This is a genomic window from Microbacterium marmarense (assembly GCF_037204165.1).
GTDB lineage: Bacteria > Actinomycetota > Actinomycetes > Actinomycetales > Microbacteriaceae > Microbacterium > Microbacterium marmarense.
Genome location: NZ_JBBDGL010000001.1, coordinates 503,122 through 516,413, shown reverse-complemented (window position 1 = coordinate 516,413; position 13,292 = coordinate 503,122). Strand labels below are relative to the sequence as shown.

At 63.0% G+C, this 13,292-nt stretch carries 14 protein-coding genes; 1 reads left to right on the top strand and 13 read right to left on the bottom strand.

What is annotated here, in order from left to right; all coding sequences use genetic code 11:
- Positions 1-40: 40 nt before the first annotated feature.
- Positions 41-1,504, bottom strand: coding sequence for a cardiolipin synthase (gene cls, locus WDU96_RS02315; RefSeq protein ID WP_337336868.1), 1,464 nt, complete (start codon positions 1,502-1,504; stop codon positions 41-43).
- Between the two features lie 52 nt (positions 1,505-1,556).
- The gene (locus WDU96_RS02310) at positions 1,557-1,760 is read right to left on the bottom strand and encodes a hypothetical protein (RefSeq protein ID WP_337336867.1); all 204 of its coding nucleotides are present in this window, start codon (positions 1,758-1,760) and stop codon (positions 1,557-1,559) included.
- Positions 1,761-1,885: 125 nt separating this feature from the next.
- Here WDU96_RS02310 and WDU96_RS02305 point away from each other — a divergent pair, with 125 nt between their 5' ends.
- Positions 1,886-3,040 carry a DUF4192 family protein gene (locus WDU96_RS02305; protein WP_337336866.1) on the top strand — a complete coding sequence of 385 codons (1,155 nt, stop codon included), beginning with the start codon at positions 1,886-1,888 and terminating at the stop codon, positions 3,038-3,040.
- Here the strand turns inward: WDU96_RS02305 and lysS are convergent, their stop codons facing one another.
- From lysS to hpt, 11 genes are all read right to left on the bottom strand, one after another.
- Entirely contained in the window at positions 3,041-4,570 is a 1,530-nt protein-coding gene (lysS, locus tag WDU96_RS02300; protein ID WP_337336865.1) for a lysine--tRNA ligase, read from the bottom strand.
- A gap of 100 nt (positions 4,571-4,670) precedes the next feature.
- Entirely contained in the window at positions 4,671-5,384 is a 714-nt protein-coding gene (locus tag WDU96_RS02295; protein ID WP_337336864.1) for a DUF2520 domain-containing protein, read from the bottom strand.
- Positions 5,381-7,141: a PH domain-containing protein gene (locus WDU96_RS02290; RefSeq protein ID WP_337336863.1), complete on the bottom strand. Its 1,761-nt coding sequence runs from the start codon at positions 7,139-7,141 to the stop codon at positions 5,381-5,383. The genes WDU96_RS02295 and WDU96_RS02290 overlap by 4 nt, the downstream gene beginning before the upstream one ends.
- Positions 7,138-7,770 (bottom strand): PH domain-containing protein, encoded by a 633-nt coding sequence (locus WDU96_RS02285; RefSeq protein ID WP_337336862.1) that lies wholly within the window; start codon positions 7,768-7,770, stop codon positions 7,138-7,140. Before WDU96_RS02285 ends, WDU96_RS02290 begins: the two co-directional genes overlap by 4 nt.
- Positions 7,712-8,209, bottom strand: a complete 498-nt coding sequence (locus WDU96_RS02280; RefSeq protein WP_337336861.1) for a DUF3180 domain-containing protein — start codon at positions 8,207-8,209, stop codon at positions 7,712-7,714. Before WDU96_RS02280 ends, WDU96_RS02285 begins: the two co-directional genes overlap by 59 nt.
- Entirely contained in the window at positions 8,206-8,739 is a 534-nt protein-coding gene (gene folK, locus WDU96_RS02275) for a 2-amino-4-hydroxy-6-hydroxymethyldihydropteridine diphosphokinase (protein ID WP_420063925.1), read from the bottom strand. Before folK ends, WDU96_RS02280 begins: the two co-directional genes overlap by 4 nt.
- Positions 8,736-9,113: a dihydroneopterin aldolase gene (folB, locus tag WDU96_RS02270; protein ID WP_337336859.1), complete on the bottom strand. Its 378-nt coding sequence runs from the start codon at positions 9,111-9,113 to the stop codon at positions 8,736-8,738. The genes folK and folB overlap by 4 nt, the downstream gene beginning before the upstream one ends.
- Positions 9,110-9,919, bottom strand: coding sequence for a dihydropteroate synthase (gene folP / locus WDU96_RS02265; protein WP_337336858.1), 810 nt, complete (start codon positions 9,917-9,919; stop codon positions 9,110-9,112). The genes folB and folP overlap by 4 nt, the downstream gene beginning before the upstream one ends.
- A complete protein-coding gene (folE, locus tag WDU96_RS02260; RefSeq protein ID WP_337336857.1) occupies positions 9,916-10,530 on the bottom strand; it encodes a GTP cyclohydrolase I in 615 nt (204 codons plus the stop codon). The genes folP and folE overlap by 4 nt, the downstream gene beginning before the upstream one ends.
- 9 nt (positions 10,531-10,539) lie before the next feature.
- Positions 10,540-12,555, bottom strand: coding sequence for an ATP-dependent zinc metalloprotease FtsH (gene ftsH, locus WDU96_RS02255; RefSeq protein WP_337336856.1), 2,016 nt, complete (start codon positions 12,553-12,555; stop codon positions 10,540-10,542).
- Between the two features lie 174 nt (positions 12,556-12,729).
- Positions 12,730-13,284, bottom strand: a complete 555-nt coding sequence (gene hpt, locus WDU96_RS02250; RefSeq protein ID WP_337336855.1) for a hypoxanthine phosphoribosyltransferase — start codon at positions 13,282-13,284, stop codon at positions 12,730-12,732.
- Positions 13,285-13,292: the final 8 nt, after the last annotated feature.

The following is a 13,292-nucleotide window of genomic DNA, read 5'->3' as shown; positions in this document are numbered from 1 at the left end:
CTCTTCAAGTGTCTCGCTCAACGCGACCGTCTCACAACTCTTACTGCAGCGACGAAGTCAACCGTGCCAGGTTGTCGAGCACTGTCGAGCGAAGCGGTTGCTTCATCCACTCTTCAAGCGTGAGTTCACGCGATGACTCCCGGTACATGTCTTCGGTCTCACGCAGCTGCTCGGTGAACTCGGCACCGCGCACCAGCATCGAAATCTCCATGTTGAGACCGAAGGAGCGCATGTCCATGTTGCTCGACCCGAGGATTGAGACCTCATCGTCAATGCTCATCGACTTCGAGTGCAGAATGAACGGGCGCTTGTACATCCAGATCTTCACGCCCGCGCGCAACAGAGCCTCGTAATAGCTGCGCTGGGCGTGGTAGACCAGCGCTTGGTCGCCCTCTTCTGAGACGAAGAGCTCAACGTGAACGCCTCGCTGGCACGCCGAATTGACCGCCATCAGGAGTGCCTCGTCGGGCACGAAGTAGGGGCTGACGATAATGATCTTGTGCTGTGCGGCGTAAAGCAGGCCTGCAAACAGCTTGAGATTGTTCTGAAACTCGAATCCCGGGCCAGACGGGATGACTTGGCAGTCAAGGTCACCTGTGCCCGACGCGACGCGGAGCAGATCGATCTCGTCGGTGAGAATCTCTTCAGTCTCGCTGTACCAGTCGCTGAGGAATACGGCGTTCACCGATGCGACCACGGGCCCATCGAAGCGCACCATCATGTCAACCCAGTGCAGACCGCGCTTGATGTTCTTCTTCAAGTTGTAGGTCGAATCAGTCGCGTTCTGCGAGCCCATGAACGCTACAAGGCCATCAACGACGAGCAGCTTGCGGTGGTTGCGCAGATCGGGGCGCTGGTACTTGCCCTTCAGCGGCTGTACCGGAAGCATCAAATGCCAGTGGGCGCCCATCTTGTCGAGGCGCTTGAGAGTCTTCTTGTAGTAGGGCTTGCCCCGGTTCGCCCAGTGGTCCAGCAGAACGCGAACGACCACCCCGCGGGCGGCAACCTCTTCAAGAGCGCTGAAGAAGTTGTCGGTCGCCACATCGGACTGCAAGATGTAGAACTCAACGTGCACGTAGCGTTCTGCTTTGCGGATCTCATCGGCCATCGTGTCGAGGCTCTGCTGATAGTCAGAAATCAGCTGCGCCCCGTTGTCGCCCGCGAGTGGCAGCGCGCCAAGATTGCGGTTCATCGTCACGAGCGAGGTGAACCACTCGGGAGCGTCAGGTCGCAGTGTGCCGAAGTCGAGCGATTGGCTGGTCTCTTCGATGTAGTCGTTGATCTTGCGTTGCATCTGTCGACGCTTGCGCGGCAGTTTCGGGTTTCCGATGACCAAAAACAGCAACACACCGACGAGGGGAATGAAGTAGATCGCCAACAGCCACGCCATGGCCGCGGTCGGGCGCCGATTGCGCGGGATCACGATGATCGCGGTGATTCGCACGACCAGATCGAAAACGAAGACGAAGACAAGCCACCAGGTCGTATAGATCTCGACCGTCATTTACTGAGCCCTTCCGCCACCGGTGTGCTCAGCGTAGCGGGCGCCGACGGTATCAATCGGACGATGCCGACGGCGGGGTGGATGCCGATGCAGCCGGAAGTCCCCGGCGCGCACGTTCCTCAGCCTCGAATTTCGCGTATTCACGCCGCTCGGTGCGGTCCATTCGGATCACGCCACGCATCACCAGAAAGAAAATGATGCTGACCACGACAGTGGGCAACAGCGTCCACACGACCGCAACCCAGTAGCTATCCATGCTTCCAGGATACGCGGGTGAGCGATCGCGCCGGACCCTCGCTAACACCCTGACTTTTATGGATGCTCCCCCGTGGCATCGATTTGTCTCGTTTCGCATACGCCAGATGCTCGAATGTCTTGGGCATGACCACCATCGTGAAGGCGGCGAATGCCGCACAGTTCCTGTCTCTCGTTCCTCATCTGCTCGGTTTCACCCCGTCGCGAAGCCTCGTACTGGTTCCGTTCGACGGCGACCGCAGCCTCGGCGCCATGCGCTTCGATCTTCCCGCCGCTTCGCCCGATGCTCCTCCTGACACCATCGATCGCATCGCGTCTACGGTCATCGGCATGGTCTGCCGACTGCCTGCGGCAACAGCGATCGCCGCCGTCGCCTATACCGACGCGGCGTTTGGCGCAGGCGCCGCGCTGCCGCACCAGGATCTGCTGCGCGCGCTCGAGCGCCGCGCCGACTCTTGCGGACTGCGCATCACCGACATGATCTGCGTCGCCTCAGACGCCTGGGGATCGCTGTTCGACAGCGAGCGACCGGGTGAAGCTCGCCCGCTCGCCGAGATCAACCCGCATCTCGACGCCGAAGTGGGGCCAGCACCTGTCGGCAACCAGACAGCCGGGGCCGACTTGCCGCCGGTCGATTCCGCGCAACAAGAACACGTTGCAGAGGCGATTGTGTCGCTCAAGCACTTGGTGGCACTTCTCAGTGGCGCACCAGACGGCGAGGCAGAGGCTGACTCGACGCAGCGAATCAACCCCCAGACGATCGCCGCGGCCTACACCCTCGACGACATTCCCGCCCTGTTGGAGGAGTCGCTCACGTGGGATCTCGCAGACCTTGCCCCGTACGACGTCGCCCTCGTGGGCTGGTGCTTGGCCCGACCGAGCATGCGAGACGTCGCGCTGGTGCAGTGGAGCGGTCAGTTCGACGACGGCGACGAGGCCCTCGACGCCCAGTTGCGCTGGGAAACAGGTGAGGAGTACCCGCCAGACCTGGCAATGCGCATGTGGGGCGAGGGCGAGCGCCCTGAGCCCGGCAGGCTCAATGCTGGCCTCGAACTCAGCCGTCGCATTGCCGCGACGGTGCCACGCGACATGCGCCCGGGGCCGTTGTCGATGTGCGCATGGTTGTCATGGGCGCTGGGGCGCTCATCGCACGCAGAGGTGTACGCGAGCATGGCCTGCGAGATCGAACCCGAGCACGGGCTGTCTGAGATCGTGCTCTCGTTCGTGTCGGCGGGGCATCTGCCCGAGTGGGCTTTCACCTCGACCCCAAGACCGAGCTGACTACTTGACGAGCGGAAAGAGGATCGTCTCTCGAATGCCGAGTCCGGTGATCGCCATGAGCAGCCGGTCAATACCCATTCCCATCCCGCCGGTTGGGGGCATGCCGTGCTCAAGAGCTCGCAAGAACTCTTCGTCGACGCGCATCGCCTCATCATCGCCGCGCGCTGCGAGCTTGGCTTGTTCGACGAATCGCTCCCGCTGGATCACCGGGTCGACAAGCTCGGAGTAGCCGGTGGCCAACTCGAATCCACGAACATACAGGTCCCACTTTTCAACGACGCCCGCAATTGTGCGGTGATCACGCACGAGCGGGCTGGTGTCGACGGGAAAGTCCATCACGAATGTGGGGCGTGTCAGCTCGCCCTTGACGAAGTGCTCCCACAGCTCTTCCACGAGCTTGCCGTGCGTGGCCACCTTCGCGGGAACATCGACGCCTTCCGCTTCGGCGAGCGCCGCGAGCTCGTCGAACGAAGTGTCGGGGGTGATCGTACGACCGCACGCCTCTGACAGCGAGCCGTACATCGAGATGCGCTCCCACTCGCCGCCGAGGTCGTACTCCGTGCCATCCGCCCAGGTGACCGTGGTTGACCCCGCAACCGCGATCGCGGCATTCTGAATGAGCTCTTGAGTCAGATCGGCGATGCCGTTGTAGTCGCTATAGGCCTCGTACGCCTCAAGCATCGCGAATTCGGGGCTGTGTGTTGAGTCAGCACCCTCGTTGCGGAAGTTGCGGTTGATCTCATAGACACGATCGATGCCGCCGACCACGGCACGCTTCAGGTAGAGCTCGGGAGCGATGCGCAGGTAAAGGTCAGCGTCGAACGCGTTCGAGTTGGTGATGAAGGGGCGAGCGGACGCCCCGCCATGCTGCACCTGCAGCATCGGCGTCTCTACTTCGATGAAGTCGTGGTCGGTGAAGGTCTGACGCAGGCTCGCGTTGACCTTCGACCGGGCAACAACGGTCTGACGGGCCTGATCGCGCACGATCAGATCGAGGAACCGGCTGCGCACGCGGCCTTCATCACTCAACTCGGAATACATGTTCGGCAGCGGAAGAACAGCCTTAGCGGCGATCTGCCACTCGGTCACCATGATCGACAGCTCACCGCGGCGGCTTGAGATGACCTCGCCCGACACGAAGACGTGATCGCCAAGGTCGACGATCTCTTTCCACGCCTGCAGCGACTCTTCACCCACCGACGCCAACGACACCATCGCCTGAATGCGGCTGCCGTCGCCGGACTGCAACGAGGCGAAGCACAGCTTGCCAGTGTTGCGGCTGAACACGATGCGACCGGCCACACCTGCGACGACACCCGTCTCATCTCCCGCTTCAAGCGCGCCGTACTCGGCGCGAAGCGCGGGAATGGTTGTGGTGACGGGGAGGCTCACGGGGTATGCGCCACCGGCAGCATCCACTCGCTCTGAAATCAGACGCTCGCGCTTGGCAAGGCGAACTGCCTTCTGCTCGAAAATCTCATCGTCGGTCGGTTCGTTCTCGGCCGGCGCGGGCGCGCTGGTATCAGTCATCGCAGATGGCTCCTCAAAAGTCACCCAAGTCTATCGGGGGCACCGCATGGGGCACCGTCGGGAGGAACTCGCGGCATCAGGGCCAGCGTCAGCGTCAGCGTCAGCCGAGGTCCAGTTCGGCGATCGATGAGCCGTCGCCACCGCCCGCTTCGGCGAGAGTGTGGTCGATCGTCGAGTGCACCAGGGTCGATAGGTAAAGACCCGGGTTGGGCACACCGACCCTTGCGAGCAACGTGGTGGACTGCTGCACGATCGATCGCGAGAACTGCGTCGCGGTCGCAATGCCCTCTGCGTAGTCGGCACGGTCTTCTTCAGCGATCACGATCGGCTCACAGCCCAGTTCGACTGCGAGCGCTTGTGCGATAGGCAGCACTGGCCCGGGCGCCGTGACCGCAGCGAAAGAGTTGGCGAGAAGCCTCAAATCCATCGATGTTCCGGTGAACGCGATCGCAGGGTGAACGGCGAGCGGAATCGCCCCCTTTGCCATGGCGGGAGCGAGCACCCCGGTGCCGTACGCGGCATCGGTGTGCAATACCAGCTGCCCCGGTTGCCAAGCGCCGACCTCGGCGAGTCCGGCAACGAGGTCTGGCAACTGATCGTGGGGAACAGCGATGACCACGAGTTCGCTGCGGCGAACAACTTCGGCCGCGTCCAACACGGGCAGCCCCGGCAAGATTGCCTCCACCCGGTCGGGGTCACTGCCCGCAGTGATGGCGACGAGTGCGTGCCCAGCGCCAGCGAGTGCAGCGCCAACGACCGGACCGACCTTTCCCGCGCCGATTATCCCTACGCCGAGACGACCTTCACGATTCATTCGACCTCCTCTGGGCGAGCTGGCAAAGCTGTCTCGGATGCGCCGGGCCCACCGTCGCTCGCAGCGTCCGCGTCGTCACGGGCGTCCACGTCGTCACGGGCTTCCGCGTCATCGCGGGCTTCCGCGTCAGCTGCGTGGCGAGCCTCGTCGACGTGCGCCCAACGATGCGAATGATCGCTCGCAGCCGCGCGCACGGTGCCTGCGGCGACATCGGCGAGCAGTGCAAGCGCGGCATCACGATCCACGGCGGCCAGATGAGCTGAAACCGGACCTGTCACGACGTGAGCGTGCGCGCTGGCCACGCGACTCTTGCGGTCAAAAGGACCCTGATGAAGGGCGAAGCTCTGCAAGCGCGCGAGCGGCAGAATCGACAGATTTCGCCAGATCACGCCTCTGCGCAAGAGCAACAGGTCATCGGTCAGCCGAAAGCCGTTGCGCTTCCACGACAGCGGACGGATCCACCAGGCGCGTTTCGGCGTGGTGGTGAAGCTGTCGTGCTCGAGCGGCCCAAACATTCCCTCGCGCACGATGAGCGACCACTCAGCTTCTGGCACGCCGGGCTGCATCAACCGCAGCACCTGCTCCACATCGGCTGCTGTGCCGACGGGCAGCACGGTGGTGAACTGGTCGGTCGTCGAGTCAGTGGCGCTGCGACCGCTGAGTCGATTGAGCTTCACCGCCCACCAGCCGAACGGCCGCCAGAGAATGGGCTGTGTGACCTCGAGCGCGTGCACGCGGCCCGGCGGAATGGTCTCGGTGATCGTGGTGAGCAGCCCGAACGTGATCCGCGCACCGTCGGGCGTGGGGGCGATGGAATAGCGCAGCGAGCGCAGAATCGAACTCACCCAATAGGCACCAAGACCGATGAATGCGGGAATGAAACCCAACAGCAGCCACGTATAACCGAGCGAGACCCCGATGACGATTGCGATCACCGTGATCAACACGAAGACAGTAGACGGACTGACCACGTGAGAGGCGATAATCCGCACGACGGGAATGTCTACGACAGACTCTGGCTCGGCCACCGGGGCTTCGGGTCCCTCAATCAGGCCGGTGATCTCGCGGCTCATCGTCGCGCTCAGTGCAGACACTCGAGATCCGGATGCTGATCCCTCCGCCTTCGCGGCTTCAGCAAGCTGCTGGCCCGATGCCAGGCGCAAGATATCTGCGCGCACGGTTTCGGCGTTGACGGTCGACAGATACTCGAGCTTGACGTTGGAGTCCATCCCCGCGCCGACAACCTCGAGCTTGGCGAGGCCGAACAGTCGCGCGATCATCGGACGGGTGAGGTTCACACCCTGCACCCGGTCAAGTGGCGCACGTCTCTGGGTGCGGAAGAGAATGCCGCTGCGCACCTCGACGTCGTCCTGAGTGATGCGAAAAGTGTGAAAGCGCCACGAGATGTAAAAGCCCAGCACCAGCAGGGCGATCACACCGAACACGACAAGAATCGCGACCAGGTACAGGTTGTGGGCGATCACGAAGTCGATGGGATCGTTCGAGGATTCGTAGCTCTGATAGCCGTCAAAGTCAGACGAGAGCCACGGAAGCACGATTCCCAGCAGCCGATCGCGCAAGTTGGCGATCACCACGCCGACGATGACGAGCAACACCAGCCCGCCACGAAGCAGCGGGCTCAGCGGGTGCATGCGTTGCCATTCGCCGTCGCTTAGCGGCGAGCGCACCAGCGTTTGCGGTGGTGCGTTCGCAGCGTTGGGTACGGGTTCAGAACCCGGCAGAGTCGGATCGGTCATAGGCCGGTACGGCGACTCTCTGCCACTGTCACGAGGTGATCGCGCAGCAGCTCGGCCGTGCCCTGAGACAAGCCCGGAATCACCACGCCGGTGGCCGCGGCAGCGGTGACAAACTTCAGCTGCGCAATGCCGAACTTGCGATCGAGTGGGCCGTGAGTGATGTCAACCAACTGCATACGGCCATAGGGAACCGCGACCATTCGCTGCCAGAGGATTCCTCGCCGAGATACCAGGTCATCTTGACGTAGCTGATAGCCAATAGCCCGCGCCTGACGAGGCATGATCGCGAGCGACCAGACCATCAAGACGGTGATGATGCCGCCCGGAATCCACGCCCACCATTGATTCCACAACAAGGCGAGCAACAGCGTGGCTGCGATAACCAACAGCAGAACTGAGCCGCTCGAGATCAGTTGCACAATGACGTACTTGGGCGAGATCTGATGCCAGATGCCCTCCTCGAGCACGAGCCGGTTTTGCGAGCGAGCCTCCACCAGCTTCGAGAACGTCTCCGTTCCGTCGCTGACGGCTTGCGTTTCCGCTTCGGCTGCGGTTTCGGCTTCGAAGGACTCAGTGGTCGTGGAGTCGAGGCCGGAGTCCGGGGTCGTCTCCTCCGGGTTGTTCGTCATCGTCGTCCTTCCGGATGGTGCACAGGTGTTCGGCGATGAGCCCTGCGGCTACAAGAGCGCCGCCGCCAACGACGGTCGCGATGATCGCCGACATCGATCCTAACGACGGGGTCACCGGCCGGGTCAGCAAGAAGATGAGCAACCCGACGGCCACCCCCGCCACAGCAGCGCCAACGATACTCGAAGATTTGGCGAGAATAGCCGTCCTGAGCGCGCGGAATGGGTTGACCGGAGCGCCACGAAGCCCTCGCGTGGCCCGGCGCACCGGCAGCGCCATCACGATGACGAACACCCCGAGCAGCACCAGAAGCACCGGCAGCATCACGCTCGGGCTGAACGTCGCTCTGCCCGACAGGGTCAGCACCTGGTCGATAACAAAGCCAGCGACCGCGCCAATCCCTGCGGCGATCAGCAGCATCCCTATGCCCGTGCGCTTCACTGTTGTTGCCTCAGCTGCGCGAGAACAGCGTCGACTCGTCCGTGTCCGGGCAGTACGGCGTCGCGATCAAGCCCCAGCCACGGTGCCAGCACGAACTCGCGTTCCGCGGCTCGCGGATGCGGGATCAACAGCTCAGGATCGTCACTGGTGACCTCGCCGAAGGCGATGAGGTCGAGATCAAGTGTGCGATCGCCCCACCGTTCACGCCGCTCGCGACCGTGACGATTCTCAATCGCGTGCAGATATGCCAAGAGCACGGTCGGCGCCAAACGTGTCTGCAGCAGAGCCACCGCGTTGAGGTACGCCGGGGCGTCTTCATCGGGGCCGTCGAGCTTGACCGCCACCGACTCGACCGGCGCAGAGGCATGCACGTGACTCACAAGGGGCAGTCGCGCGAGGTCTTCGACTGCTATGCGCATCGTGTCTTCGCGATCGCCCAGGTTCGCGCCCAGTGCGATGACAGCGGTGACGGTTGGGGGTGCGTCTCGCTCGGGCACGCCGCCGACGCCTTCGGCCAACCGCCGGCTCAAGGCTTTGCTCTTTCGATCGACACTGAGACATCGTCAAACGAGAGTGCGATAGGCGCGTTCGGCTTGTGCAACGTCACGCGCACGCGTCCGATGCGCTCAATTGTCAACAGGCTAACGGCAATGCGCTCGGCAAGCGCCTCGAGCAGATTCACCGGCTCGCCAGCAACGATGTCTGCTACGCGTTGGGCAATCTCGCCGTAGTGCACCGTGTCGCGCACATCGTCGCTGGCCGCGGCGGCGCGGGTGTCGACGTACATCGTCAAGTCGACGATGAAGTTCTGACCTTCTCGCCGTTCGCTGTCATAGACGCCGTGATTTCCAAAAACAGTGAGACCTGTCAGCGCGATCTCATCATGGGTCGTTGCCGAGGTCACGAGGTTGATCCTTCCCAGTGGTGGAGCACGTTCAAAGCATCTCGCGTCGCGGCGACATTGTGCACGCGAACCGCCCAGGCGCCGGCTTGCGCCGCGAGCAGGCTAGTCGCGGCAGTCGCCAGATCTCGCCGCTGCTCGTCGGCGTCTGCCGCATCGGTCGCAAGCATCTGGGCAAGAAAACGCTTGCGGCTTGTGCCGATCAGCACGCGCTGCCCCGCCGCGGCGAGGCGGTCAGTGCCGCGCAACGTCGCCCAGTTCTGCGCACCTGCCTTGCCGAACCCGATTCCCGGGTCGACGATGATTCGGTCAGCAGCAAAGCCTGCGGCGAGCGCAGCATCCACTCGTTCGAAGAGTTCGCGCTCAACGTCGCCAGCCACGTCGTCGTAGGTTGCACGCGCGTACATTTCTGCTGATGGTCCCCGCCAGTGCCCTAGCGCAATGTGTGCCCCTGTCGGCGCAATCGCATCGAGCATTTCGGCATCGGCGAGGCCACCCGATACATCGTTGACGATGCTCGCTCCCGCGCTGACCGCGGCTAGCGCAGTGGATGCGTTCATGGTGTCGACGCTGATGACAACATCGGCGGCGGCAAGCCCTGCAACGACGGGGAGCACGCGGTCGCACTCAACTCGGGTGTCGACCCGCTGCGCGCCAGGGCGTGTGGATTCGCCGCCGATGTCGACGATGTCGGCGCCGTCGCGGCGCAGTTGCAGCGCGTGCGCGATCGCCGCATCAGCCGCGAGAAATCGTCCGCCGTCGCTGAACGAATCAGGGGTCACGTTCACGATGCCCATCACGAGGGTCATCCGGCGTGCCCTCCCCCACGATTCAAGCCGCGGGCAGGCAGTAGGGCGATGAGTTCCGCGCGCGCGATGGGATCCGTCAGCTCGCCACGGGCAGCGATCGTGACCGTCGAAGAATCAGACTGCTGCCCGCCGCGCATCGTCACGCACTCGTGAGTCGCGGCGAGAACGACGAGCACACCGCGAGCGTCGAGTGAACTCGCAATCGCATCGGCGACCTGCTCGCCGAGCCTCTCTTGCACCTGCGGGCGTGATGCGATCACGTCGACGACTTTTGGCAGCGCTCCCAACCCGACGACCTGCTCACCGGGCAGATAGGCGATGTGAGCGTGCCCGCGAAACGGCAACAGGTGATGTTCGCAGATCGACCGAAATCGAATATCGCGCACCATCACCGCCCCCGAAGGCAGGGTTTCAGGGGCGGGCCCTTGCGCTACCGAGATGGTGTGGGCGAGGGGCTCGGTCGCATCTTCACCTACTCCGGCGAAGAACTCGGCATATGCACTCGCTACCCGCTCGGGGGTTTGGCGAAGCCCTGGGCGATCAGGATCTTCGCCGATCGCCTCGAGAAGTTCGCGAACGAGCGCCGCGACGCGCTCACGGTCGACGGCCATTTGGCGCTCCTACGCGGTCGCCGGGCGCGCTTGCCCACTCGCGCGACGCTCAGGCGCGGCCGCCTCAGCGTCTGCTTCAGCTTCTGCCTCAACCGACGCGACCACCAGGTCGGGTGCGGGAGCGCGGGCAGGAACGTCTACAGGAGGATGCTGCGAAACCGGGCGCTGCTCGCTCGAGAGCCACTGCGGCCTCGGTGGCAGGCGCTTGACATCCTTGAAGATCTCGGCGAGCTCGAGGTGGTCGAGCGTCTCTTTCTCAAGCAGCTCGAGCGCTAACTTGTCGAGCACTTCGCGGTTGTCGTTGATCACTTCGTAGGCTTCGTTGTGTGCCTGCTCGATAAGCGCGCGCACCTGATCATCGACACGCTCAGCGATGCGCTCCGAGAAGTCACGGCCGTGACCCATATCGCGGCCCATGAATACCTCGCCCGACGACGAGCCGAGCTTGACCGGGCCCACGTCGCCGGTCATGCCGTATTCGGTCACCATCTTTCGTGCGATGCTCGTGGCTTTTTCGATGTCGTTCGAGGCGCCGGTCGTGGGGTCGTGGAACACGACCTCTTCAGCCACGCGCCCGCCCATCGCGTAGGCAAGCTGGTCTTGCAATTCGTTGCGCGTGACCGAGTATTTGTCTTCGAGGGGAAGCACCATCGTGTATCCGAGTGCACGCCCTCGCGGAAGAATCGTGACCTTTGTGACGGGGTCAGTGTGGTTCATTGCAGCCGCTGCCAGCGCGTGGCCACCCTCGTGGTAGGCGGTGATGAGCTTCTCTTTGTCTTTCATCACACGCGTGCGGCGCTGCGGCCCAGCGATCACGCGGTCGATTGCCTCGTCGAGTGCGCGGTTGTCGATCAGTTGCGCGTTCGACCGCGCGGTGAGCAACGCGGCTTCATTCAACACGTTCGCGAGGTCAGCGCCGGTGAAGCCCGGAGTCTTGCGTGCGACGACCTCGAGGTCAACATTGTCAGACAGCGGCTTGCCGCGCCCGTGCACTTCGAGGATCGTCTTGCGGCCCTTCAGATCGGGAGCGTCGACACCGATCTGACGGTCGAAGCGGCCCGGGCGAAGAAGGGCAGGGTCGAGAATGTCAGGACGGTTGGTCGCCGCGATGACGATGACGTTCGCCTTCGGGTCGAAGCCGTCCATCTCAACGAGCATCTGGTTGAGCGTCTGTTCACGCTCATCGTGTCCGCCGCCCATGCCGGCACCGCGGTGACGACCCACGGCGTCGATCTCGTCAATGAAGATGATGGCGGGCGCGGTCTCTTTGGCCTGGTTGAACAGGTCACGAACACGACTGGCCCCGACGCCGACGAACATCTCAACAAAGTCAGAACCCGAGATCGAATAGAAAGGCACTCCGGCCTCGCCTGCAACCGCGCGGGCGAGCAGGGTCTTGCCTGTTCCTGGAGGGCCGTACAGCAGCACGCCCTTCGGGATGCGCGCACCGACCGCCTGAAAGCGTGTCGGGTCTTGCAAGAAGTCTTTGATCTCTTCCATCTCTTCGATGGCTTCATCCGAGCCGGCAACATCGGCGAAAGTGACCTGCGGCATTTCTTTGCTGACGAGCTTGGCCTTCGACTTGCCAAACTGCATCACCTTGCTGCCGCCACCCTGCGCGCTAGAGAGCAACCACCAGAACAACAGGCCCAGCAGCAGAATCGGAATCATCAGCGACAGCAGACCGTCGAGCCAGGTGGTCTGCGGAACCGTATCGTTGAACCCGTCGGTCGGATTCGCGTTGTTGATCGCTGCAACGACCTCGTCGGCACGGGCCTCTACGTAGTAGAACTGCACCTCTTCTGAGCCTTCGAATGGTTCCGACAGCGTCAGATCGACGCGCTGGTCGCCATCGGTGATCCCCGCTTCGACAACCGTGTTGCCGTCGAGCAGTTCAAGGCCCTGCTGCGTGGTGATCTGCTTGGCGCCGGTCAGGCTCGAGATGAGCAAGAACCCGACGATCAGCAGCAGCCCGATCAGCAGTGCATAAAAGAACGGGCTACGAGTGAGCTTCTTGAAGTTCATGGTGCGGGCGTGTGCCCGATCCCTTTCGTCGACGAACCTCCGCAACACACACTGGTGCCTCGCGCGGCGGTGCATTCAGGGTATAACGGGGCCGCTATGCCGTTGCTGTGCATTCGCCCACGGCGTAAGCGGCCGATCAATTAGAGGCCGAGCGGCGAGCTGCCGAGTGGCCGATCAGTCTTGATACACGTGCGGCGCCAGAACGGCCACATCACGCAGATTGCGGTACTTCTCGGCATAGTCGAGTCCGTATCCGACGACAAAGTCGTTGGGAATGTCGAAGCCGACGTACTTCGAACGCACCTCGACCTTGGCTGCGTCGGGCTTGCGCAACAGCGCGAAGACTTCGATCGATGCCGCGCCGCGCGACTCGAAGTTCTCGAGCAACCACGCGAGGGTGAGCCCCGAGTCGATGATGTCTTCCACGATCAGCACGTGTTTGCCGTGCAGGTCGGTGTCGAGGTCTTTTCGAATCTGCACGACACCGCTCGACTTGGTTCCGGCCCCATACGACGAGACGGCCATCCAGTCCATCGGAACCGGGGTGGGCAGTGCCCGGGAGAAATCGGCCATGACCATAACCGCGCCCTTGAGCACACCCACCAAGAGGAGGTCTTTGCCTTCATAGTCGCTCGCGACTTGCGCAGCGATCTCATCGAGCTTGTGAAGGATCTGCTCCTCGGTCACAAGAATGTCGGTCAGGTCGTCTCGAATTTCGGCCGCGCGCATAACAGCGA